Below are 25,745 nucleotides of genomic sequence, written 5' to 3' on the forward strand. Positions count from 1 at the left end.
TTTCTAATATCACAAGGATAAAATTATGGAAGATTCCATCCAGTCTAAGCTTATATATACAAACTTGCAGTTAGATAATGCATCTGAAATGATTAATAAAGGGCAGTTTGAACAAAGCTATAAGTTATGCTTATATTTAAAGGAGCTTCTAGAAAAAGTCCATGATCTCAGTGACCCTAGTTTTTCCTACGCATTTTTTAGACTTGCTGGACTATTTGTTGATTTAGGTAATAGGGATTCCAACCTAGAGTCTTCTCAAATCGGATTGGAAATAATGGAGTCTAATAGCTTTGAACACTGTTTAACTCGTGATAGTTATTACTACTGCTTAGCAAACGCTAAAGGTAATTTGACTCAAAGTGATTCCAATAACTACTGTAAAACTGATGTCAGTAAGATAGAAAGATTTTCAGAAGTAGGGTCATTACTTCTCAAAGCAACTATGATTCGTAGAAAAAATAAAGATGTTTTGTCGCCACAGGTTATGGTTAATATGGGAATAAATCTATATCTGCAGTATAGATTTTCAGAAGCATTAAGTTTGTTTGACAAGGTCAATTGTATGGGATTAGACATTCCAGAATCTTGGGTAAATCGCAGTGAATGTTTAGCACTATTAAATCAGATTACAGAAGTATTCTCGATCCAACAATATAAAGAGGTAGCTCAAGGCTATTATCATGCTAGTGTTTCGAGTGAATTTCCTTATGACTGGCAAAATAACTTTTTCAATAAGGCTAAACACACGGAAAAAGAGATCGAAGATTATTGTTTGGATTTGGGTATAGATATAGAAGATGACAAACATTTAGACGAACAGGAATATCAATCTTTGTCAGAATATCGTAGATGGTGTTTAGATAATTTTTTAAGCCTTAGTGAACATGGTTTATATTGTAAGTGTCATGGAAGTGCGCGTGATAACTTGAATATCCCAGTGCCCACTAGAGCAGTTGCTGGAGATTTTATATTACCGATGGAGAAGGTATTAAATAGGCTTAAATCCGAATTTGGACTTGCTAGATTAATGTTGTATGAACATCAATCTGATAAGAAAGATAACGATATTGACGATGATGCTTGCTATGCGGAGCTATATGACAACGAGCTGCTAGGAACAAACATCGAAAAGCTTCGTACTGCTTTTCGAATTTGCTTTGGTATACTAGATAAGATAGGTAATGCCATTGCTTTGTTGTTTGATTTACAACTTAAAACCAATAAAGGTAAAGTCAGGCCCTCATATTTTCATACCTTTTGGGAACTTGAAAACGAAGACAGACGTCAAAAGTTCGAAGCTTATGATAATGAAGGTTTGATTGGTTTATATAGCATAGCTTGTGATTTAAATCACAAGCTAGAAGGTGAGCTTAGTTTTTACAAGCAGTGGCGAAATGCCTTGGAGCATAGTTTTGTATTTGTTTATGAGAATGAAAAACCTGAAGATATTGAAACCTCATTAGCCTATTATGAAGAACCAGTTTTTATTTCAGAGTCCGAATTTGTTGAGAGCGCCGAGCATGTCCTGCAATTGACACGTTCAGCCATTTTTTCCTTCGTCTTTGCAGTTAGGATCAAAGCCGAGAAGGAAGCTCTTAACAATATCCCTGATATTTTAATTCAAAATAAGTTTCTTGAACAAAAAAAATATACTTAGAAAATGAAGAATAAGAGAGTACCAAAATGAAGCTCGCAGAGGCCCTACTCATTTGCCAATAAAGATAATAAATACTCATGACTAAAACAAAACCAAAAACTCTAAAAATCGACGGCAGTACAGGCGAAGGCGGTGGACAAATTATCCGTACTGCATTGTCTTTATCCATGCTCACAGGCACACCAATCGAGATCACCAATATTCGCGCTGGGCGAACCAAATCAGGATTGATGCGTCAGCACTTGATGTGTGTACAAGCCTCGCAGCAAATATCAAATGCCACCGTGACAGGTGCAGTTTTGGGCAGTATGGCGTTCACCTTTACGCCAAGCACAGTGAAATCGGGCGATTATAATTTTGATATTGGCTCAGCAGGCAGCACCAGTTTGGTGCTACAAACGCTTTTACCCACCCTGCTTTTTGCCAATACTGGTTCAGCATCACCATCTACCGTGACTATCAAAGGTGGTACGCACAATCCACTCGCGCCAACCACGGACTTTTTGCAGCAAGCGTTCGTCCCTGCATTAGCGAAATTGGGTATGCACATGGATATCGAGTGTGTACAAGCAGGGTTTGCGCCTATTGGTGGCGGCATGATTAAAGCGACGATAACGCCATTTATGCGCCATGCAAGCGCTTCACAATTTAACCTGACTAAACGCGGTAAGCTTATCGGTATAGAGCTGGTCGCGAGCGTGCTCAATCTAGAGTACGACATTTGCAAACGTGAGCTTGCCAGCGCAAAAGCATCATTGGTCGAATCGGGAATTGATGAAACGCTGATAACCACTCATAGTCATAAATTGCAAGGTATAGGTGAAGGCAATAGCTGCTATGCACAAGTCACTCATGAGGTTTCTGACACCCAAAATCATGAAGAATATCACGCCGAGGTGTTCACTTTACTAGGAGAAAAACGCAGCTCAGCGGAAAAGATAGGTTGTCGTTTATCAGGCTTAGTCAAACGTTATGTATTTAACACCGACTCACTGGTCGATGAATACTTAACCGATCAATTACTCTTACCGTTGGCTTTAGCAGGCGGTGGCGAGTTTACCGCGCGTGTTGTTAGTAAGCACACTGAAACCCAAGCATGGCTCATTCAGCAATTTTTGCCCGTTGAGATTAAGCTTAAAGTAATCGATGAGCAGAAAACTTTGGTACAAGTTATCTGTTAAAATCACGCCACTAGCAACATCAACAGTAGCACTCTGTTACCCAATTACTGCTATGCAGTGATATCATATGTGTATGATGTAGGCGATAAATCTGAGCGCTTTGTCAGTGTCTAACAATAATGGTCATAAGAGGGTGGTTTTTACCCTACTCTCTCTTTGAATCATTGTCACCTTTTTAATATTTATGTATTACTGTTGAGTGTAGCCATGCCCCAATCTCGTACCAATCTAAATCCTGAACCTAAAACCAACTCTCCGTATTTGGTCGGCTTATTGCTGCGCTATAGCACCTTTGGCGCTGCTATATTAATATTTTTAGCAGGTCTACTATTGCTAAATTGGTGGTTAATTATTCTCGGTGGGTTTGGGGTATGCTTGGGGATTTATGACGTCATACAATCAAAGCATGCTATTTTGAAAAACTATCCAGTTGCCGGACATATTCGTTATGTGCTTGAAGATTTTCGTCCTGAAATTCGTCAATATTTACTAGAAAATGACAAAGAGCAAGTACCGTTTTCACGCCAGCAGCGGGCGCTAATTTACCAACGTGCTAAGAATGTCAGTGACACTAACGCCTTTGGTACGCTAGATAATTTATACACCAATGGTAAAGAATGGTTTTTACAATCAGCGATTAGCCAACCTCTAGAAAACAAAGATTTTCGTATTATGGTTGGCGGTGAGCGGTGTCAGCAGCCGCATGATATGTCGGTATTTAATATCTCGGCGATGAGCTTTGGCAGCTTATCAGCTAACGCGATTATGGCGCTCAATCAAGGCGCAAAAATGGGCGGCTTTACTCATGATACGGGTGAAGGGGCTATCAGCCCTTATCATCGCAAGTTCGGTGGTGATTTGATTTGGGAGCTAGGTACAGGGTATTTTGGTTGCCGTGATGATAGTGGCAATTTTGACCCGCAGTCTTTTGCCGAAAAAGCGGTTGATCCGCAAGTAAAAATGATTGAAATCAAATTATCCCAAGGGGCAAAACCTGGTAAAGGTGGCGTGCTACCCGCGGAGAAAATCACCCAAGAAATCGCTAATACCCGTCAAGTACCGACAGGTCAAGATTGTGTGTCGCCCTCGTCGCATACAGCCTTTAGCACCCCGCGAGAATTGGTGGCTTTTTGGCAACAACTGCGTGAGTTGTCAGGCGGCAAACCTGTGGGCTTCAAACTTTGTGTTGGTCAGCCTTGGCAGTTTATGGCGATTGTGAAAGCCATGATCGAAACCGACAACTATCCTGATTTCATCGTCATCGATGGCGCAGAAGGGGGTACTGGCGCGGCTCCTGTCGAATTTATGGACAATGTCGGCATGCCGATGGTTGAAGGATTTTTATTAATACACAATACTTTAGTCGGCGCAGGCATTCGCGATAAGATCAAACTTGGCGTGAGCGGTAAAATCGTCTCTGGTTTCGATATTGCCCGTATGATTGCCTTGGGCGCAGACTGGTGTAATTCAGCGCGCGGCTTTATGTTTGCTGTTGGCTGTATTCAATCACGCTCGTGCCATACCAATACTTGCCCGACGGGCGTTGCCACCCAAGACCCGTATCGTCAAAAAGCGCTGGACGTCCCTAGCAAAGCTGAGCGCGTCGCAAGCTTCCATAAAAACACCCTGAAATCCTTAGCCAGTATCGTCGGTGCGGTCGGCTTACAACACCCAAGCCAATTACAACCGTATCATATCGCGCGCCGCCTCGATGATGGGCAGATAAAACTATTATCGAAGTTCTTTTATTTTACAGATAAGGGAGCGCTACTCAATAATAGCGCCCGCGCAGATGTGTTTAATCAGATGTGGGTCATGGCGAACCCAGATAGCTTTTTAGCCAATGATGATGCCCTCATTGCTTATAATAAAGACTCACGGGATAAAGGTAGGGAAACCACCACATCGGTGGAACAGAGCCTTGGCAACTTTGCAAGTATCACTGGCGGTGGGCAGTTAATCGGCAACGTCAACAATACTTTTCGCGATGTTCCACTTAACAATGATTGAGATTTAGCGATTAAAAATCCGTGAGCCCTGACTATTTATATCTCACTCCATACTATAAAAGATATATCATTGATGCCAAATTTCGCTCTTCCCTTACCTTTAGGAGCAGTCGCCCTACTCTTGATAAGTGTCAGTGCTTGCCAACCGATAAGCACTGATGCTACTGACAACAAGACACAAAACTGGTCATGCCAGACTCAGGATGCACCATTTTCTTATAGTGTTTGTAGCATTGACGCTCAAGCCTTGATGGATGGCCGCTATTCACTGAAATTGTTTTGGCAGCAGCCTGATAGTACGAAATCGTTGCTCACATTCGAGACGTTATTAGCCACATTGCCCTCCAATCAAGCGCTGAACTTTGCCATGAATGCTGGCATGTACAATGAGAACTATGCACCGATTGGCTATACCATCATTGATGGTGAAGAGATCAAATCGCTAAATCTTAAAGAAGGCGGTGGCAATTTCCATTTATTGCCCAATGGTGTGCTGTGGTGGGATAAAGTTGGAAAAGTACATATCACAGAAAGTACCGCCTTAAACGAGCAGCTTAACAGTGGCGAAGCGAAGCCTTGGTATGCCACCCAATCAGGTCCTATGTTGGTTATCAATAACGAGATACATCCACAGTTTAATCCTGATAGCACCTCACTCAAGATTCGTAATGGCGCAGGTGTTTGTGATGACGGCCACATAAAATTTGTCAATAGCGATGAGCCGGTGACATTTTATCAATTTGCATCGTTATTTAAGAATGACTTAAACTGTCCGAATGCTCTGTTTTTAGATGGCGGGATTGCGTCGGCATTATATGCGCCCAGCATTGATAAGCATGATAAAAAAGAGATGGGTGTGATGGTTGGATTGGTTGAAAATAAAGATTAGGCGATGTATCCATTTTTAAAATAGTGATAAAAATAAGATAAATTGCATTGAATAAAAAGCACTTGAGACGACTTTGTCATCCAAGTGCTTTTTTTATTAATAGCAACAGTTAATGGCTAACAATAGCTGAAATTAACCGCCCAAACTCATCTTGGGACCAAACGGTTCATAATGAACGCTATCAACACCGTGATCTAGCGTCACTAGCCCATCGATCATGCTTTCCATAAATGGCATCGAGCCACAGACATAAATATCAGCAGGCTTAGGTAATTGAGCAAGCCACGCCTCATCTAATAGTTGTCCAGACTCAAAATAGAAAATATGCCTCTCTACAGTCTCAGCCTTTTCTAACAGCGTCTCCACTTCAGTATTGAAAGCGTGATGCGCATCATTTTGGCAAGCATAAACCCAGATAATAGGTCGTTTTGGATTGGCTAATACTTGTGCTTCCAACATAGATAGCACAGGAGTTACACCAACACCCGCACTCATCAATACTAGCGGAATCTCATTTTGCTGTACCAAGTCTGGATTGAGCGCAAAGTCACCTGCTGGTGCCGATAATAAAACCGTGTCACCCACTTCTAATTGGTCGTGCATATAGTTAGAGACCAAACCATGATGCTCATTGCGGTTATCGCGTCTGACCGCAAACTGAATGCCTGCATCGGTACTAGCAGAGTACAAAGAGTAATGACGCAGGGCAACATGGTCACTGTCTTTTGGATCTGTTTTCACCGTGATGTACTGACCCGCGGCTAAAGTCAATTTGCTCAGGTCGATCTCTTGATGACTTTCTGCATTATCACTGACTGGTACAACTGTAAAAGCCGCAATATCCGTAGCAGCTGCTACCTTTTTAGTCACTACAAAAGGCGCAAAACCCTGCCACATTGCTTCCTCATACATGCCATGTTCAATCTGGATAAATACTGAGGCAATCTCATCATAAGCTTCAGTCCAAGCATCGATGATATCGTCATTGGCAGCCTCGCCCAGCACTTCCTTGATTGCACCGATTAAATGCTTACCAACGATAGGATAATGCTCAGGCAAAATCTGTAGAGCACGATGCTTATGGCTGATTTGCGTGACTTGTGGCAATAACGTCGCCAATTTATCCAAGTGTTTAGCAGCAGCTAACACGGTCGTTGCTAGAGCCGTCTGTTGACGACCCAATTTTTGATTGGTTTCGTTAAATATGTCCAACAGCTCGGGATGCTCTTCAAACATATTTTTATAAAACACCGTGGTGATTGCCGTTCCATGCTCTTCAAGGACGGGAACAGTTGCGGTGACGATTTCTAAAGTCTTTGGTGAAGCCATACTGTCTCTCTTATTAATACCAATTCCAAAATATCTGAGGAGCACCGTCAAACTCGTGTAGTCTACTGAATGTAGTACTTGCACGCGCTTTTTGCTACTAAAATGATTGAAAATGGCATAAGTTCATTACATTGATTGGTTGATTAACATATGAAAAATGAAGTGCTTAAATAAGCAACGACGACTGATTTTTACAAAAGATTATCAAATTCTTGTCATCAAATTTTTCGCCGAACCAGTCAGAACGCTTCCATAACATTCATTTTAAATGAATGTTATCACACTTTACTTAGCATACCAATGCCGTGTGACTGCAAAACTGATTATTTTCGACAAAAAAGCAGCCGCTATGCTGTCATAACGGCTGCTTTTATCAAAAAACATGAGGATTAACAGGTTTTCTAAGTTAGGGCGTATCTTTATCCAAACGTCAAAATTAGCGCGCTAGATAATTGGTCATCTCTTCTACCCCATGTAAGGTCATCGGATACATTTTATTGTCGAATAGTTTCTTAATTTCAACGATGGTTTGGGTATATTGCCAGTATGCTGGATCCTCAGGGTTGAGCCAAGCGACTTTATCAAAATGCGCCAATACCCTTTTTAACCAAACAATACCCGCCTCATTGTTCATATATTCAACGCTACCACCAACTGTCATCAGCTCATATGGCGACATTGACGCATCGCCGACGAAGATAACGCGATATTCACGACCGTATTTATTGAGCAGCTCATACGTTGGCATCGGCGCACTATGGCGACGATTATTGTCCTTCCAAACATAGTCATACAAACAGTTATGAAAGTAAAAAAACTCTAAGGTTTTAAATTCATTTCTAGCCGCTGAAAATAGCTTTTCTAAGGCTTCAACATGGACATCCATACTGCCGCCCACATCGAACAGCATCAATACTTTGACGCGATTACGGCGCTCAGCTTGCATATGGATATCGAGCACGCCTTTTTTTGCCGTGCGTTTAATAGTCTCATGAATGTCTAGCTCATCGGCGCTACCGGTACGGGCAAACTGGCGCAAGTTTCGTAGTGCCATTTGAATTTGACGGGTACCAAGCTGACTGTCATCATCAAGGTTGCGGTATTTACGCTGCTCCCAGACTTTTACGGCGCTACGTTTACGTGATTCACCGCCAACGCGCACGCCTTCTGGATGGTCACCATAGGCACCAAATGGCGATGTACCGCCTGTACCAACCCACTTACTACCGCCTTGATGACGCTCTTTTTGCTCTTTGAGACGCTCTTCAAGCGCTTTCATCAGCTCCTCTAATGAGCCGTATTTTTTCAGCAAGCGCCGCTGCTCTTCGGTCAAATTCTTTGGATCAAGCTTTAAATCGAGCCATTCTTTAGGAATGTCCGTAAATTTAGCCAATAGCTCATCCATATCTAGACTGTCGACGCCTTCAAAATAATCTGCCATTGCTCGATCGAATTTATCAAAATGGCGCTCGTCTTTGACCATACAAAGCCGAATCAGCCGGTACATATCCTCACGACTGGCAAAGGTAGACAGCTCTGGATTTTCAGGATGCGGCTGCATCATCAGCCCTTGATCTAATGCGGCATTTAGGTCAAGCAGCTCACGCGTACTGACTGGCACACCATAAGTACGTAAGGTATAGAACAATTTGATAAACATAAGAGTCGCATCGCTTATTGGCTGATATGGTGACGAGTGAAGCCGTTTTATTAGGGCGTGTCGTCATTTTGAAAATAGTCTGTTGCTTAACGACGCATTATATTAGCAAAGCGTTGCAACAAGCTCACATCGGCTTCATTTTTAAGCAGCGCGCCATATAATGGTGGAATAGACTTCTCACCGCGCAAGTTTTCTTCTAACTCTGTTTGTGCCATATCATCAGCCAGTAGCAAAGTTAACCAATCGACAAGCTCGGACGTTGATGGTGGCTTTTTAAGCCCTTGAACATTACGCAGCTTATAAAAAATATCCAGCGCATCATTGACTAGCTTTTCTTGGATATTAGGGAAATGCACGTCAATGATTTGACGCATGGTTTCTTCTTCTGGAAAGTCAATATAATGGAAAAAGCAGCGACGCAAGAAAGCATCTGGGAGCTCTTTTTCATTGTTTGAGGTGATAATAACCACAGGACGCTGTGCAGCAGTGATGGTCTCGCCTGTCTCATAGACATAAAAAGACATTTTATCAAGCTCATGCAGCAAGTCATTTGGGAACTCGATATCAGCTTTATCAATTTCATCAATCAGCAACACACTGCGCTCGTTACTGGTGAATGCCTCCCATAATTTACCGGGCTTGATATAATTACCAATCTCATAAACCTTATCATCACCCAGTTGCGAGTCACGCAAGCGCGATACGGCATCATACTCATACAACCCTTGCTCCGCTTTGGTGGTTGACTTGATGTGCCACGTAATCAGTGGCAGCCCTAAGCTTTCAGCGACCTCCTCCGCCAATAATGTCTTACCAGTGCCTGGCTCGCCTTTAATCAATAGTGGTTTTTGTAACGTCATCGCGGCGTTGACCGCCAACTGCAAATCGTCAGTGGCAATATAATTTTGCGTACCAGTAAAGCTTTTTTTCGTTTTATCAGTCGTGCTCATAATCAAGTCTCAGTTATTGTTATAGATTAGGGCTATCAAGAGCCAGAAAAGGCTTAAAGGCAATTGATGGCAAATAAATAATCATTTAGATTAGCACAGCATGATTGATTGCCAAAATACTCATGCGTTCGCAGTTGTTGAAAAACAATAGATGCCTTGAACGCTTTTTGACGGTTGATCGGCACAGTCATAAAACGTTTTTTCATAAAAAAAGACACGCATGGTGTCTTTTTTATGGTGCTTTTCATTCACAGTATTTTTATTGATAGCGTCTTTTGTATAGCTACTATAAAAGCAAAGCTCCAACCATCGCTAGCGAAATTTTAATATCACTTTACTGACGTCATTTTTCTGATGACACTTTATTAATGTTACTTTACTACTTATCAAGCTTTTCCATATTAGGCTTTTTAGCTAAACTACTGTCTTTTTTTAAGCTAACGTCTGCTTTAGGATTAGCCGCTAAAGGCGTTTTATTAGACGGTTCAGCAACAGTGACTTGATCGGTTAAAGTCGTGCCTTCTGTCAAATAATTGCCAGTCGTCAGCTGCATGGTCGCTTGTGTATCTTCTGCAGTACGACTGCGCGCTTTGTCTAGACTTGATTCAAAAGCACCGCGAATAAGCTGCCAGACGAAGCCCACAAACAAGCCGACCACTAACACCACAAGTATCGGCAGCATATTGGTAATCGCGCCTGCCGTATCTTTCATCATAATTGCATAAACCACAGCGATACTAGCGGGGGCAATCACACTTGGATCGCCAAGGGCAGTACCTGGTGCCAATAACACAGCAAACAATATCATCCAACTCATACCGCCCAACGGCCGCGGCAGCATACGAGCGACCAGCAACCACAATACCAACACAATAACGACACCACCCAGATACGCATACATCGGTAAGTCTGCGGGTGGCACGTCTTTTACCAGCTGTCCCCACCAAATAGCAATTTCGCCGAGAATATCACTAATGGCTTCCAGCGGTAAGCTGTTTATAATACCTTTTAACCAGTCCATGCGTGTGTAGTTACCTGCGTTTATAAATTGTGCAGCGCGTTTACGCGCTTAACGATAGACAGTGTGCTGTTTCAACGAACCATAATATCGAATACATTATCGTCAAAAGCAATTAAGACATAAGCACTTGAAACACGACCTTTTGCCTCGCCACGTATTTTTTGTCTTGTCACTCATATAGCCTGCTAGTTTATCACGACTTTCTACCAAAATGCATGAGCGCAAATGTGTCGTAAACTTTTTCTTACTGGCTGTCATGCAACATAGCCAAAAGAAGCTGATTAAAAACTCGCTTCAAAAATACCCATTAATCATAAATATTGTCTTGTGCTTCACGCGCACGTAATTCCGCTTGGCGACGCATCACATCTTGCGGTGGCATTTGTACAAAATACCCTTGCGACTGTAATTTTGCCAGTACCTCTGCTTTATCAACGCGCGCAAGCGTCGGTGTATTGGCTAAGTCCAAGTGCATCACAAATTTACTGCGCCCTAAACTGGCACGGAAATCTTTTGGTAATACGCCAAGCCAATCTTTAATCTCGTCGGTATCGTCAGGATAATCAGGACGGGCAATATAGACATACATATCGTTATGTTTGGGGAATTTATAAATATCACAATGCATAATAATGACCTATCAGAAACTATCGCCATAGATTAGCATATTTTGGGTGAATATCAGTAGTCGCTTTACGTTTTACGATGGGCATTCATGCTAAATTGACTACTGCCTACCAAACGTAAAACGCTTTACTTATCGATACGGTATTGATTATTCTCACAAAAAATCATTTTTGCCAAAATTATTCACTTTAATCGCCTAGATGACTTGTAAAAGCGCGGTGAACCTTTCATAATAAAAGCGTTTTTCAGGAGAGAGTCTTGAGCACAATATCAGGTGCGTTCATATTAATGAGCTGGCGCTGATAGTTGCTACTTGACCACCGAAGGCGCATCCACCCTGCCAATCGCTCAGGTAAAAGGACTGAAAAACACATGTCACGACTGTTTCACTGTCTACCATCAATTGCGTAGCACATCCAAACATAAGGCATAACAAATCTGGAGAGCGGTAAGGACGGACGACGCCTTACCCACCGAAGGGGAGAAAATGCGACATCATTTAATTTGTTTTTTTAAGGCTGATGCTTTTAAAAACGTGCAATGATGGTTCGTGTTGAAAATCTCAGGTTACAGGACAGATAGGGCTTTTGCTTAAACCGACGTTCAGCGTCTGTTTGGCGGATTGCGCTATTTTTCTGTGCTACCCTTGGTTGCAATGTTTGCACCTTGCAATATTGCTTCTCGCTACTATGATAAGGCACATCAGCCCTCATACTTTGATACTTGTTTTTACGACTGGTTATCGAATGCAGCTGATGTCCACATAAGGATTTGTTATGACCACTACTCAAGATAATACTGCTCAAAGCGCCAACACTTCAGCCCCTAAACGCACACCTCTTTATCAGTCTCACGTTGATAGTGACGGCAAGCTGGTGGATTTTTCTGGTTGGGAATTACCAATCCATTATGGTTCGCAAATCGAAGAGCACGAAGCGGTGCGTACTGATGCTGGTATGTTTGATGTCTCACATATGGTCGTCGCTGATGTTAAAGGTAGCGATACCAAAGCATGGCTACAAAAGCTACTGGCCAATGATGTCGATAAACTCAAAACCGTCGGTAAAGCGCTATATTCTGGCATGCTCAATGAGCAAGGTGGCGTCATCGATGACTTAATCGTTTATCTAATGAACGAAGACGCTACTGAATACCGTATCGTCTCAAACGCTGCTACTCGTGATAAAGACATGGCACAATTTGACAAAGTCGCCGAAGGTTTTGACATCAGCATCACCGAGCGTCCAGAGCTTGCGATGATTGCCGTGCAAGGACCAAACGCTGTTGAAAAACTCGCGCAAACCAAACCTAGCTGGGCAGATACCTTATCTGGCCTTAAGCCTTTCGTTGGTGCTGATTTAACAGACATCGAAGGCGCAGATTGGTTCGTCGCTCGGACTGGCTACACTGGCGAAGATGGCGTCGAAGTCATTATGCATGGTGATGATGCACCAGCATTTTTTGAACAATTAAAAGCCAATGGCATAAAACCTGCCGGTCTTGGCGCGCGTGATACCTTGCGTATGGAAGCTGGCATGAACCTCTATGGTCATGACATGGACGACAACGTCAGTCCTTACGAGTGCAACATGGGCTGGACACTCGCGCTTAAAGACGAGCGTGATTTTGTCGGTCGTGATGCTTTAGTTAGTAAACGCCAACAGTCAAAAGACGATAGCTCTGCCATGAAGCAAGTTGGCTTGCTGCTAACGACACGCGGCGTATTGCGTGAAGGCATGACCGTCACCATCAATCAAGGCACTGACAATGAACAAACTGGCATTATCACCAGTGGTACATTCTCCCCTAGTCTAAAAAATTCAATTGCGATTGCCCGTGTACCTGCCAGCGTATCAGATGATGATAGCGTTCAGGTCGATCTGCGCGGCAAAGGCAAGTTCGTTGATGTGCGTGTTCTTAAGCTACCGTTTGTCCGTAATGGCAAACAGCAGTTTGACTCGTAGGCATTATAAACCCTATTATTAACGTCCACTATTTTTGTTAACCATCCTCTATCATTTAGGAGAGAGACCATGAGCAATATCCCAGCAGAACTAAAATACATCGCCAGCCACGAGTGGTTACGCTTAGAAGACGACGGTACTATCACTGTTGGTATCACTGACCATGCTCAAGACCTATTGGGTGACGTGGTGTTTGTTGAATTGCCAGACGTGGGCGACATCATCGCTGTTGATGACGAAATCTCTGTAGTTGAATCAGTAAAAGCTGCTTCTGACGTTTATGCACCTATCTCAGGTGAAGTCGTTGCCATCAACGAAGCCCTAGAAGACGATCCAGAAATCATTAACTCTGACCCATATGGCGAAGGTTGGTTCTTTAGAATGAAGCCTGACAACATCGCTGACTATGAAGCACTGCTAACTGCTGATGAATACGAAAACGAGCTGTAATAGCATCTTCACTCTCTCGCTTTAAAAGCGGTGTTTTATTTAAATGCCGCTACTTATAACCTTAAAAAACATAGCTTGTTATGACAGATATTGGCGTCAGCTGATATCTGTACGCTTTTTCTTAGAATGCTTATCGCTCAATTTATTGCGTCCAATCGCTATCTGATTTATTCATATCAATTACTTGTCAGGCGCTATTAAAGAGACGTACTCAATACTGCCCCAAGTTGATCACTTAATCTCCAGCATGGATTCTCATATGACCCCTGACACTGATAATCAAGCAAACGCTCAAGCAAGTTCTCAAGAAAAATTTGCCACGCCTGATAATACACCGCAGCTGCAAGCGTTTCGCGAAGTGGTTGAATCACGTCGTTCAGTCCGCCGCTTTACCGATACAAAGATACCTGATGATGTGTTAGCAGACTGTTTGCGTTTGGCCATGCTTGCGCCAAACTCTAGCAATCTACAGCCATGGGAATTTTATGTGATTGATGATGCGGACAAGCGCAAACGTGCGGTGAAAAACTGCATGAATCAAAATGCAGCAAAAAGCGCCGCTCGTTTAATCGCAGTCGTTGCTCGCACCGATGTGTGGCATGATCATGCCAAGCAAATATTGCGCGAATACCCTGATAAGCCAGTACCAAAAAAAGTCAAAGACTATTATAACAAAGTCGTGACCATGGACTTCTTACGAGGACCTGCCAATGTGGTATCAGCGGCTAAATGGAGTGCGACTCAAGTGGTCAGACGGGTAAAAGGTCCGATTAAATCACCTTACTATACTTTTGAAGACACCAAAAACTGGGCAACCAACAATACAGCCCTTGCGGCTGAAAACCTAATGCTTGCACTACGCGCGCATGGCTTTGATAGCTGTCCGATGGGTGGTTTTGATGAGCCTGCCATGAAGCGCTTATTAAATTTAAGCGACGATCAACATATCATTATGATGATTGGTGCTGGCGAACGCGCTGATAATGGCGTTTACAACAGCCAGTTCCGCTTTGACCAAAAGCAATTTGTTCATTACGTATAAAATCTTAAACCGTCATTAGTTATTATTACTAGTTATTTTATCCATCCCTTTATTACTCCCTTAACCAAGGATTGTCATGACTATCTCGCAAAACCCAACGTTTGATACCTTTAAAGGTTTATTCAACGAAGCTGAATTTGTCTATCGTCATCTAGGCTCTAATGAGACCAAGCAAGCTGACCTGCTCAGTGCCGTTGGTTATCAAGACATGGCGAGCTTCATCAATGATACCGTGCCTGAGCCAGTGCGCTTGCATAAAGAGCTAGATTTGCCAGTGGCGATGAGTGAACATGCCGCGCTTGCCAAATTGCGTACCATGGCAGATGACATCACTGTTAATAAGAGCTATATCGGACAAGGCTATTCGCCAGTACGTATGCCTGCGGTCATTCAGCGTAACGTCCTTGAAAATCCAGGCTGGTACACAGCTTATACGCCTTATCAGGCAGAGATTGCCCAAGGTCGTCTAGAAGCCTTGCTTAACTTCCAACAAGTATGTATTGATTTGACTGGTCTTGAGCTCGCTGGCGCGTCATTGCTTGATGAAGCAACCGCAGCCGCAGAAGCCATGGCAATGTCAAAGCGTGTCAGCAAAAGCAAATCGACGCAGTTTTTTGTTGATGACCGTATCTATCCACAAACCTTAGATGTTATTAATACCCGTGCCAAGTACTTTGGTTGGGAAGTGGTGGTTGGTGATTTCGAGCTGGCTAAATCAGGCGATTATTTTGGTGCGCTATTCCAGTACGTCGGTGTTGAAGGCGATGTTAAAGATTTAACCGACGTCATCGCTTCGGTGAAGAAAAACAAAACTTATGTGAGTGTCGTCAGTGATATCATGAGTTTGGTGCTATTGAAATCACCAGCAGATATGGGCGCAGACGTCGCTTTAGGTAGCACGCAGCGTTTTGGTATTCCAATGGGCTTTGGTGGTCCACATGCCGCCTACTTTGCCTTCTCTGACAAAGCCAAACGCTCAGCACCTGGTCGTATCATCGGCGTCTCTAAAGATTCGCAAGGCAATACTGCCCTACGTATGGCACTACAAACTCGTGAGCAGCATATCCGCCGCGAAAAAGCCAACTCAAACATCTGTACCTCACAAGTATTGCTCGCCAACCTAGCCGGTATGTATGCTGTTTATCATGGTCCAGGCGGCGTAAAGCGTATCGCGACTCGTATTCATGCATTTGCCACTGCCTTTGCTGATGTCATCAAAAATGCTAACGACAGCAACTTAAATGTCGTACATGACCAATTCTTTGACAGCGTCGTCGTTGATTGTGGATCAGAAAAACTGGCTACTCAAATTTTCGAAAATGCGGACAATGTAGGCTATAACTTATGGCGTCTTGGTGAAACCAAATTAAGCGTCGCGTTTAGTGAAACCAGCGATCAGCATGACTTTAATGTATTAACTCAACTGTTTGTCAGTAAAGCACATGACCTACCAGAAGACGCTCGTGTTTCTCTTGATAGTGCACACTTGCGTACTGACGCTATCTTGACGCATCCAGTATTTAACTCACATCATACCGAACATGAAATGCTGCGTTATTTAAAATCGCTTGAAGACAAAGATTTGGCAATGAACCGCAGCATGATTTCATTGGGTAGCTGTACCATGAAACTGAATGCCACCAGTGAGATGCTACCGATTACTTGGCCTGAATTTGCTAATGTGCATCCTTTTGCACCACGTGACCAAGTCACAGGCTACGTTGCCATGATTGATAGCTTGCAAGACCAGCTGAAAGCCATTACTGGTTTTGATGATGTGTCTATGCAGCCAAACTCTGGTGCTTCAGGTGAGTATGCTGGTCTGCTAGCGATTCGCCGTTATCACGAATCATTGGGTGAAACTGACCGTGATGTTTGTTTAATCCCTCAGTCAGCGCACGGTACCAACCCTGCGACAGCTATGATGATGGGTATGAAAGTAATCGTGGTCAAAACCGATGACAATGGTAACGTTGACATCGATGATCTAACTGCTAAGTGTGAAGAAAACAGCGCCAATCTAGGTGCATTGATGATTACTTATCCATCGACGCATGGCGTGTTTGAAGAAGGCATCCGTAAGATCTGTGACCTCATTCATAAACATGGCGGTCAAGTTTATATGGATGGTGCCAATATGAATGCACAGGTTGGCATGATGCAACCAGCTGACGTTGGCGCTGATGTATTGCACATGAACTTGCATAAAACCTTCTGCATCCCGCATGGCGGCGGCGGTCCAGGTATGGGCCCTATCGGCATGAAATCGCATTTAGCACCCTTTATGGCCAACCATACATTGAGCCCTGTGCATAATGCACAAAAAGACTGCTCGGCCGTATCGGCAGCCCCTTATGGTTCAGCAAGCATCCTACCAATTTCATGGATGTACATTGCCATGATGGGTCGTGATGGTCTGCTAAAAGCAACTGAGCTTGCACTATTAAATGCTAACTATGTCGCTGCTCAATTAAAAGACCACTACCCTGTCCTTTATACGGGCAAAAACGGTCGCGTCGCGCACGAATGTATCATCGATATTCGTCCCTTGAAAGAAGAGACTGGCATCAGTGAAAGCGATATTGCTAAGCGCTTGATGGATTACGGTTTCCACTCACCAACGATGAGTTTCCCAGTTGCGGGTACCTTGATGATTGAACCAACTGAGTCTGAATCTAAAGAAGAATTAGATCGTTTCATCAGTGCCCTAAAATCTATCAAAGCCGAAGCAATGAAAGCCAAAGCTGGCGAAGAAGGTTGGACGTTAGAAGACAACCCACTAGTCAACGCACCGCATACCGCGGCGATGGTCACCAACAGCGAATGGACGCACCCATACAGCCGTGATACAGCAGCATTCCCACTGCCTTATATCCGCGCCCATAAGTTCTGGCCAAGCGTAGCACGTGTCGATGACGCTTATGGTGATAAGAACCTCATGTGTTCTTGCCCAAGTATCGAAAACTATATGTAGTTTTCAAATAAGTATGAACAGTTGATATAAAAATAAACCTCCAAGTCAGCAGCTGATTTGGAGGTTTTTATTTTGTATGTACTTTATCTGACTTGTTATGCTCTTAGCATGATTAACTCTAAATAAAACAAAAGATGATCAGAATAGCCTGCTACTAATACATATTTTCCTTGCTTGCTGTGCGACTTCGTCACTGTAGATGCTACGTAAAACTTATCTCAGCAGCACTTAATTCTTTTTAAATTTAATCGACTATAGTTAGTTAAAATTATAATTGTGTCTATAAGCAAACGCTTTATAATGATCTTCTCATTTAATCTTATGTGGAATAGCTAAAATGACTCGTGCAAATAAAAATACGACAGTGTCTAATCACGAGCCCATTCAGCTTGAAGGTGTCATACTCATAGCAGGCATCATGTTTTTTGCTGCTCTAGCCACAGTTATCAGTATCTATTTTAATGACTATAAGTTAAACATCAGCTGTGAAAAAAAACGACCTGATGAAATAGCAATCTGCCAAATTGTTAAAGTAAACCTACTTGACCAGAAGACTGTATTATTTGATGACCAACCTATTACTACTGCTAATATATTAGGAGTATTAGTTTTTAACAGAAGTCCTAGCGCAGTTAGTAACAACTTCCAAAAAAAGCTGTGCAAAGCTCAATTATATGGTAGTTATGGAGAAGTAATTTGGAAAACTCAGCATTCTAATGAATGGTGGAAACAAAACTGCTTTGGATATGATGATAGTGGCGCTTTTATAGATTACTTAGAAAATCAAGAAATTGCAGAAAACAGAAAGCTGAATCACAACTACCAACTTGTTATCTATAAACATTGGGATAAGTACTTACTAAGCTTTCTAGGTTGGGCAGTGGTTTGCTCAATTATCCTTATTATATATTGCCATATAAGGTTGGGAATAGAACTCCGTAAAATGAGTCAAACTTGAGCTAGATTTAATATACATAGATTATATGAGTTATAAAGACTGGTTCTTCATGTTTTTAGCATTCTTTTTCATATGTTACCAAAACTATTTTTACTTTGTTGGAAAATGCCATGCCACAAAAAAACTGCGTCATTCTCATTCATGGTCTGCACCAAACCGCTTGGATCATGCGACCACTGGCCAAACGCTTGCAAGCAGCAGGATTTAACACTCATCAATTTGGCTATCGTAGTATGCGTGACGGTATCAAAACCAATAGTGCCCACCTAAATAGCTGGCTAGAAAACCATCATCACCCTGACCAACCGATAGATTTGGTCGGTCATAGTTTGGGCGGCCTGATTATTCGTGATTTTGTCACTACATATCCGCAATGGCAGATAGGACGCTGCGTGACACTTGGGACACCGCATGTAGGGAGTGTATGTGCTGACTACATTTGGCGCTTGACCCCAGCTGTGGTGGGGTGCTCGTACGTCGATGCGCTAGATGGAACGGTCGCACCCCTACCCGAGCATATTACCTTAGGCGTAATTGCGGGTAATCGTCCTTATGGCCTAGGACAGTTGTTTTTGCAGTATCATAATCGCAAACTGCGTCGAGCAGATAATATGCCATCAGTAGAACATCTGCTACATGATGGCACCGTATATGTAGCAGAAACCAAAATAGAGGCAGCCACGGATCATATCGTATTACCAGTGTCGCATACTGGGATGCTGGTCGATAAAACCGTGGCCGCGCAAACCAAGTACTTTTTACAACATGGACAATTCGAGCATAACAAGCTTACGTCTTGAGAAAAGCATCATCTTTTATCAATGATAGAATCTTATGGCTTATCTAACATTGATACCCATACCCTGCTGCAACTCAGTTTTATGTTTTTTGATGACTGGAATCAGGGTGTTCATGACCCAGTCATTCCGCCAACCTTTTAAGCCTTCTGGCAACTCGCTTAAATCTTTATCAAAAGCAATTACTTCATACAATTGTCCGAGCCACTTCTTACGCATCAATACATTGTCAGGTACGCCGATAGCTCGTGCGTGATCATCGATCGCTTGCTGCACTGCTTTTGACAGTACTTTATTTTTTGAGCGATACGGCGGTAATAGGCAGTCAGGATATTCAGCAGGGTGCAAGTTTTTTGCTTGATTTATCACTTTTAGCAGCTCTTCGCCGTATAAGCGTAACATACTGCGATGCATCGTGGTTTTGTGCGCAAGCTCTCGCATATTACTTGGTCTTTCAGTGATGATCTCACGTACTGCTTGTTTTTTAATCACAAACGTACGTGGCTGATTGGTCGAACGCGCCAGCTCCTCGCGCCACGTCGCAACCGCTTGCAGTATCGCCATCTGCTGTGAAGTATAACGATAATCTGCCATTGTTAGGTACATTGCATTGTCTTCAACATGCTGAGCATCATACAAATCACTGGCATAAAGCTGGCAATCTGCCCATACATAATCATACAAACCTTGCTTTTTTAGCGCATATTCAAGACTCAAATAGAGTGCTGGCAAAAAGCGTACGTCATCAATCGCATATTGCTCTTGCTCATCTGATAATGGGCGTTGCAGCCAGTCAGACTGGCTTTGTTCTTTATCAATGTGCATGTCTAGCTGGTCGTCAAGCGCTTGCTGATAGCCCATTTGCAATTGACCCGTTAAGTAAGACAACGCAATTTGCGTATCAAATATATTAGTCAATGGCGGACAACCAGAGAGTAGATAAAAAATCCCTAAATCCTCACCACAGGCATGCCAAATCGCTACATCAACTTTGGCTAATGCCTGCCACAGTTCGGTCAGTTGCAACTGCGGGGCATCTAATAAATAAATATGATTGCCGGTATTCAGCTGCACCAATGCCAAGCGCGGATAATAAGTATCACGTTTGATAAATTCGGTATCTAACGCCACCCGACCACAAGTCGCCAATGCATCGATAACTTCAGCCAAACCATTTTGCGCACGCACCCACGTGACAGCAGCTTCGTCGGCACTATCTAGCAGCGCATCAATATCTGGCTCTGACGGTAGATCTGCTGACTCTATTTTAGAATTAATTGATGATTCTAATAAATCATCAGAAGCAGCAATGGTAATGTTGTCTGCAAGGTTTGATTGGATGGCAGCAGTTGAAGCTGTTGGAGCATGGTTGGACACGGGCAGATACCTGCATAAATAGGAAAAAATAAAACGCTAAAGGGCGTCTCAACAAAAGTAAATAATAAGATACTAGTGAATCAATTATAACAATTTCATGAAATAAAATGGACAAGACTTGGTTTTTATAAAGAAGTTATAGAAAAAATGTCAGTGTGCTATAAAAATGAACGATTTTGCATCGCTTGTCCAAGGGTCATGCTATCAAGATATTCAAGCTCGCCGCCCATTGGTACACCTTGTGCCAAACGTGTGACCTTATTAACATGACGACTAACCGCTGCGCTGATAAAGTGCGCGGTGGTCTGCCCTTCGACAGTCGTACCAGTCGCCAATATCAACTCTTCAACAGGCTCTTGCTTGACCCGCCAGACCAGTTGTTCAATATTCAAATCATCAGCGCTAATGCCATCAATCGGCGATAAATGACCACCTAACACAAAGTAGCGGCCACGGTAGCCTGCGGTTTGTTCGATAGCCATCACGTCTGCTGCGGTCTCAACCACACATAGTAAGGCATCATCACGCCGCGGATCTTGGCACAGCGGACAGATTTGATCATCACTGAAGCTGTGGCAACGCTGGCATTCGACGATATCACGCATCGCCTCATCAAGCGCTTGGGCAAGTGCCATGCCTTGTGGACGTTTTTTGGTGAGCAAATGCAGCGCCATACGTTGGGCACTTTTTTGACCCACACCCGGCAAAATACGCAGCTGTTTAACCAGCTGATCAAATTTGGCTGTCAGCAAAGCATCTTCCTTTATTTAACTTAATTTATAAATCGTAGCTATAAAAATGGGGTCGTATCGTGTCGATAACAACCCCATTTTGTCTTTAATATGTCGTGTTTGGCTTAAAAAATAACGACTTAGAACATACCTTGCATACCAGGTGGTAGACCCATACCTGAGGTCGCGCCAGCCATGGTTTCTTCGTATAGCGCATCTGCTTGACGAACGGCGTCATTGATGGCAGCAGCGATAAGATCTTCGATCATATCTGGCTCATCTTCAAGCAAGCTTGGATCGATGGTTAAACGCTTAACCACATGGCGACCCGTCATGGTGACTTTTACCAGACCACTGCCCGCTTCAGCTTGTACTTCTTTATTCGCAAGCTCTTTTTTAGCGTTTTCAACGTTTGCTTCGACTTTCTTTTGCATCGTTTGTGCTTGTTGCATTAATGCTTGAATATTCATAGTTACCTCTTTTGTTTTTTAATCATAAATGATTGATATTTTACTAGGGCATGTCCTCAATTCAATTGATCATATCTAAACGGGCTAAAAATGGCTAAATTTTGCCAAACATCGTTAAATAGCTGGTTAATATCCCGATATTAACCAGCTATTTTCCTCGTTTGACGGCAATTTATTTCATTTTTATCACCATTTTTGAAATAAGGACACGCCCTAATATAAAGTGCTAACTGCGATTATACCGTTATCTTTACAAACTGTCTAAACCACGCGCCAAATCTTTGATGATATCTTCTACATCTTCTAAGCCTACTGACAAACGAATAAGACCATCTTTGACGCCCGCTTCTGCGCGCTCTTTTGCACTCAAGCGAAAATGAGTGGTGGTTGCAGGATGAGTAATCGTCGTTTTAGCATCACCTAAATTATTAGTGATAGAGACCATTTGGGTCGAGTCAATGACATGCCACGCGGCAGCTTTTGAATCAGAGCTAGCCGACGGTTTCACTTCAAAACCCATGATAGCACCATAGCCACCTGTCATATGATGTTGACGCGTCGCAAGCTCATGAGCAGGATGATCACTCAAACCTGAGAAATGTACGGCACTAACATTGGGATGATTGACCAAAAACTCTGCTACTTGATTAGCATTTTGACAATGCGCTTGCATACGCAGTTTCAGCGTCTCTAACCCTTTGGTAAATACCCATGCGTTAAATGGACTCATACTGATACCGCCTGAGCGTACCACGGTAAACGCCTCTTGCATGAGCTTATCACTGCCGACCAATGCGCCGCCGAGTACTCGACCCTGACCGTCTAGATACTTAGTTGCAGAATGAATCACCACATCGGCACCCAAATCAAGCGGACGCTGCAAAGCTGGGGTAGCAAAGCAATTATCAACGACCAATAAGATATCATTGGCTTTACACAGCTGGCTTAAAAAGCCAATATCACAAATCTGTGCCAATGGATTGCTAGGGCTTTCGCAATAAATGACTTTGGTGTTTGGTTGAACGGCGTTTGCCCACGCCTCATTATCGAAGCAATCAACGTAGCTGACTTCCACACCGAACTTTGCCATATAATTATTAAATAGACCAATCGATGAGCCAAATAATTGATTGGCAGCAAGCAAATGATCGCCCGCTTTCAGATATGCCAAGCACATGGTCAAAATCGCGCCCATGCCAGAGGCTGTCGCCACTGCGCGCTCACCGTTTTCAAGCGCTGCCAAACGACGCTCAAAGGTACGCACACTTGGATTGGTATGGCGTGAGTACACGTTGCCCGTCTTGTCTCCATTAAAATGTGCCGCGGCATCTGCCGCTGAGGTATACACGTACGAGCTGGTAGTAAAGATAGCCTCTGAGTGCTCACCCTCATCGGTACGATGTTGCCCTGCCCGTACAGCAATGGTTTGCATACCATAATCGAGATCTAAGTTGAGCGCGTCACTGCGCCAGTTTGGATCTAATTTATCTACATTTTTATCATCATGGGCTTGCGACTGACTCATAAATATTCCGTTGCTTTGATTGGTATTTTGATTGATATAAAATGACTGCTTATTCTTCTGATTATTGACCGAATGCATCAGCGTTATCATATCATGTCAACTTATTCCACACAGCTGGTTTCAAGCGATGGCTAAATATTATTTTTGAATACACATCTATCTCTTTCTCAATAACAGATGAAAGAGAGACGATAAGTAAATAATGATTGAATAAGTCGCTGAATCTAACAAAAATAACGTATTTATAATAGGCATAGATGACGACAGCTGATAAGCTTAGCGGCGATTTAATTTTTGCCTTGGGCGATATTGTTATACGCTTCGTAATCAGTGCTATCATCGGTAAAATAAACGATGCACTAGCGCATGTCTTTCATTCAATTGATAGTCTTTTTAATGGACTAAAAATGAGGACATGCCCTCACGCTTACTTTCTAACAAATACTTCTTTATGTAAGGCTCACTAAGGTAATTCATTTATGTCGATGTTCAGTATAGAACCAAGCAACTTATCGTTGAGTCTAACACTCGGACTAACCTTAGGTCTTAGTGGATGTCAGGTTTTGCCAAAACAGCCACACTTACCTGAGAGCCAAGCATTATCAGCACGAGTACATGACTTATATCAGCAAGAAGACAATCAAGAAACTGGACAAAGTGACACAGTAGCAACCAATGACGTTGATTTGGTAGCATCGATTAGCGAGCAGAATGATATTCACCCAGATTTATCTGGCTACCACCCCATTGTAACTGGTGCCAATGCTTTTGCTTCTCGCAGCATATTAACGGACATGTCCACACGTAATATCGATGCGCAGTATTATATTTGGCATAATGACCAAGCTGGTCAGCTACTATTGAAAGATCTGTGGGAAGCGGCTGAACGCGGCATCATTGTACGCTTACTATTAGATGATTTTAATAATGATGCCACTTTCGATCAGCATTTATTACGTTTTTCCAGTCATCCGAATATCGCGGTACGAATCATCAATCCGCTGATGCACCGTAAGTTTCAAACATTAAACTACGTCACAGGTCTGCCACGTATCAATCGCCGCATGCATAATAAAAGCATGACTTTTGATAAGCAGATTACCATCATTGGGGGACGTAATATTGGCAATGAATATTTAAGCAATGACCAAAATAGTCAATTTGCGGATTTGGATGTTTTACTCATCGGTAAAGTCGTCGCAGATATTGACAACAGTTTTTCAAGCTATTGGTCGTCGCCTTTGTCATTTGACATCGAAACGCTAGTGAAACCTGACAACAATACAGCGCCTGATTTCCTAGCGGCACTGGACAAGCTCGGTCAGGACGAAAAAGGTAGCGACAATCATTTGACGGTGTATAAAGAAGCGCTAGAAGAGTCAACGATAGACAGTGACTTGGTCAATAAACGCGTGCCTTTTCGCTGGACAGACATGCAGTTTTTGAGTGATGATGTGGGCAAGCTGACTAAAACGGTACCAGCGGATACCAATTTGGTGCATCAATTGCGTACCTTATTAGGCAGCCCAACCAAAAAGCTAACCATCATTTCTTCTTATTTTGTACCCACCAAAGATGGTGTCAATACTTTAGTGCAATTGGCTGAAGCTGGTATCGAGATTAAGATTTTGACCAATTCATTTGATGCGACCGACGTGACTGCTGTGCATTCTGGCTATAGTCAATGGCGACCTAACTTGCTGCGCGCTGGTGTCAAAATCTACGAGCTAAAATCCACTGCCTCTGAAGAAAAACGCGAAAACAAGCTTTGGAAAGCTCGTAGTCAATCCTCAACCAGTTTACATGCAAAAACGTTTGCCGTTGATGACTATCAAGTATTCATTGGCTCCTATAATGTCGACCCTCGCTCTGCCAATATCAATACAGAAATGGGTGTGATCATCAATGATGATGAGCTGGCAAAACAATTGCATGGTGCGCTGAGCGATGACCTGCTAAACCAAGCTTATGAAGTCAAACTATCAGATAATGGTAAGCTACAGTGGCATACTATGGAAGACGATAAAAAAGTGGTTTACGATTCAGAGCCACGCGTCGATATCAGCGATCATGTCTGGCTGACCATCATGTCATGGCTACCTATTGATTGGTTACTATAGCTGCCACCATCAAA

Annotated in this window: 20 protein-coding genes and 2 riboswitches; of the genes, 11 read left to right on the forward strand and 9 right to left on the reverse strand. The window is 42.9% G+C overall.

Features of this window, described 5'->3' with window-relative positions; genetic code table 11:
- Positions 1-25: 25 nt before the first annotated feature.
- The 4 genes from AK822_RS09210 to AK822_RS09225 all read left to right on the forward strand — a co-directional run bounded on the left by AK822_RS09210 (position 26) and on the right by AK822_RS09225 (position 5,736).
- Positions 26-1,657 carry an LA2681 family HEPN domain-containing protein gene (locus tag AK822_RS09210; protein WP_060491424.1) on the forward strand — a complete coding sequence of 544 codons (1,632 nt, stop codon included), beginning with the start codon at positions 26-28 and terminating at the stop codon, positions 1,655-1,657.
- Between the two features lie 77 nt (positions 1,658-1,734).
- On the forward strand, positions 1,735-2,838 hold the full coding sequence (gene rtcA, locus AK822_RS09215; protein ID WP_060491425.1) for an RNA 3'-terminal phosphate cyclase: 1,104 nt from the start codon (positions 1,735-1,737) through the stop codon (positions 2,836-2,838).
- A gap of 207 nt (positions 2,839-3,045) precedes the next feature.
- Positions 3,046-4,848 carry an FMN-binding glutamate synthase family protein gene (locus AK822_RS09220; protein ID WP_060491426.1) on the forward strand — a complete coding sequence of 601 codons (1,803 nt, stop codon included), beginning with the start codon at positions 3,046-3,048 and terminating at the stop codon, positions 4,846-4,848.
- A gap of 72 nt (positions 4,849-4,920) precedes the next feature.
- Positions 4,921-5,736, forward strand: a complete 816-nt coding sequence (locus AK822_RS09225) for a phosphodiester glycosidase family protein (RefSeq protein ID WP_060491427.1) — start codon at positions 4,921-4,923, stop codon at positions 5,734-5,736.
- Positions 5,737-5,868: 132 nt separating this feature from the next.
- On the opposite strand, the gene AK822_RS09230 is transcribed toward AK822_RS09225, so the two are convergent.
- The 5 genes from AK822_RS09230 to AK822_RS09255 form a co-directional block, all read right to left on the reverse strand.
- Complete coding sequence (locus AK822_RS09230; protein ID WP_060491428.1) at positions 5,869-7,065, reverse strand: globin domain-containing protein; 1,197 nt, start codon at positions 7,063-7,065, stop codon at positions 5,869-5,871.
- 436 nt (positions 7,066-7,501) lie between these two features.
- A complete protein-coding gene (locus tag AK822_RS09235; protein ID WP_060491429.1) occupies positions 7,502-8,725 on the reverse strand; it encodes a vWA domain-containing protein in 1,224 nt (407 codons plus the stop codon).
- 86 nt (positions 8,726-8,811) lie between these two features.
- Complete coding sequence (locus AK822_RS09240) at positions 8,812-9,675, reverse strand: AAA family ATPase (protein ID WP_060491430.1); 864 nt, start codon at positions 9,673-9,675, stop codon at positions 8,812-8,814.
- Positions 9,676-10,054: 379 nt separating this feature from the next.
- Entirely contained in the window at positions 10,055-10,696 is a 642-nt protein-coding gene (locus AK822_RS09250; RefSeq protein ID WP_060491432.1) for a hypothetical protein, read from the reverse strand.
- A gap of 307 nt (positions 10,697-11,003) precedes the next feature.
- A complete protein-coding gene (locus AK822_RS09255; RefSeq protein WP_045451381.1) occupies positions 11,004-11,324 on the reverse strand; it encodes a YcgL domain-containing protein in 321 nt (106 codons plus the stop codon).
- Positions 11,325-11,559: 235 nt separating this feature from the next.
- Positions 11,560-11,697, forward strand: a riboswitch (glycine riboswitch).
- A gap of 54 nt (positions 11,698-11,751) precedes the next feature.
- Positions 11,752-11,911, forward strand: a riboswitch (glycine riboswitch).
- 188 nt (positions 11,912-12,099) lie between these two features.
- Here AK822_RS09255 and gcvT point away from each other — a divergent pair.
- From gcvT to AK822_RS09285, 6 genes are all read left to right on the forward strand, one after another.
- On the forward strand, positions 12,100-13,287 hold the full coding sequence (gene gcvT / locus AK822_RS09260; RefSeq protein ID WP_060491433.1) for a glycine cleavage system aminomethyltransferase GcvT: 1,188 nt from the start codon (positions 12,100-12,102) through the stop codon (positions 13,285-13,287).
- Positions 13,288-13,356: 69 nt separating this feature from the next.
- Positions 13,357-13,737 carry a glycine cleavage system protein GcvH gene (gene gcvH / locus AK822_RS09265; protein WP_011280078.1) on the forward strand — a complete coding sequence of 127 codons (381 nt, stop codon included), beginning with the start codon at positions 13,357-13,359 and terminating at the stop codon, positions 13,735-13,737.
- Positions 13,738-13,996: 259 nt separating this feature from the next.
- On the forward strand, positions 13,997-14,779 hold the full coding sequence (locus AK822_RS09270; RefSeq protein ID WP_060491434.1) for a nitroreductase family protein: 783 nt from the start codon (positions 13,997-13,999) through the stop codon (positions 14,777-14,779).
- A gap of 76 nt (positions 14,780-14,855) precedes the next feature.
- A complete protein-coding gene (gcvP, locus tag AK822_RS09275) occupies positions 14,856-17,753 on the forward strand; it encodes an aminomethyl-transferring glycine dehydrogenase (RefSeq protein ID WP_060491435.1) in 2,898 nt (965 codons plus the stop codon).
- 337 nt (positions 17,754-18,090) lie between these two features.
- Positions 18,091-18,711 (forward strand): hypothetical protein, encoded by a 621-nt coding sequence (locus AK822_RS09280; RefSeq protein WP_060491436.1) that lies wholly within the window; start codon positions 18,091-18,093, stop codon positions 18,709-18,711.
- Between the two features lie 110 nt (positions 18,712-18,821).
- Positions 18,822-19,511, forward strand: a complete 690-nt coding sequence (locus AK822_RS09285; RefSeq protein WP_060491437.1) for an esterase/lipase family protein — start codon at positions 18,822-18,824, stop codon at positions 19,509-19,511.
- 39 nt (positions 19,512-19,550) lie between these two features.
- Here AK822_RS09285 and AK822_RS09290 read toward each other — a convergent pair whose 3' ends face one another.
- The 4 genes from AK822_RS09290 to AK822_RS09305 form a co-directional block, all read right to left on the reverse strand.
- Positions 19,551-20,885, reverse strand: a complete 1,335-nt coding sequence (locus AK822_RS09290) for a ribonuclease D (RefSeq protein WP_060491438.1) — start codon at positions 20,883-20,885, stop codon at positions 19,551-19,553.
- 158 nt (positions 20,886-21,043) lie between these two features.
- Entirely contained in the window at positions 21,044-21,637 is a 594-nt protein-coding gene (recR, locus tag AK822_RS09295; RefSeq protein WP_045451374.1) for a recombination mediator RecR, read from the reverse strand.
- Between the two features lie 119 nt (positions 21,638-21,756).
- The gene (locus AK822_RS09300; protein WP_045445429.1) at positions 21,757-22,086 is read right to left on the reverse strand and encodes a YbaB/EbfC family nucleoid-associated protein; all 330 of its coding nucleotides are present in this window, start codon (positions 22,084-22,086) and stop codon (positions 21,757-21,759) included.
- Positions 22,087-22,336: 250 nt separating this feature from the next.
- Entirely contained in the window at positions 22,337-23,611 is a 1,275-nt protein-coding gene (locus tag AK822_RS09305; RefSeq protein WP_060492254.1) for an O-succinylhomoserine sulfhydrylase, read from the reverse strand.
- 479 nt (positions 23,612-24,090) lie between these two features.
- On the opposite strand from AK822_RS09305, the gene AK822_RS09315 reads away from it, so the two are divergent.
- Positions 24,091-25,731, forward strand: a complete 1,641-nt coding sequence (locus AK822_RS09315; protein ID WP_060491440.1) for a phospholipase D family protein — start codon at positions 24,091-24,093, stop codon at positions 25,729-25,731.
- Positions 25,732-25,745 lie beyond the last annotated feature (14 nt).

Origin of the sequence: Psychrobacter sp. P11F6 (assembly GCF_001435295.1) — a bacterium.
GTDB lineage: Bacteria > Pseudomonadota > Gammaproteobacteria > Pseudomonadales > Moraxellaceae > Psychrobacter.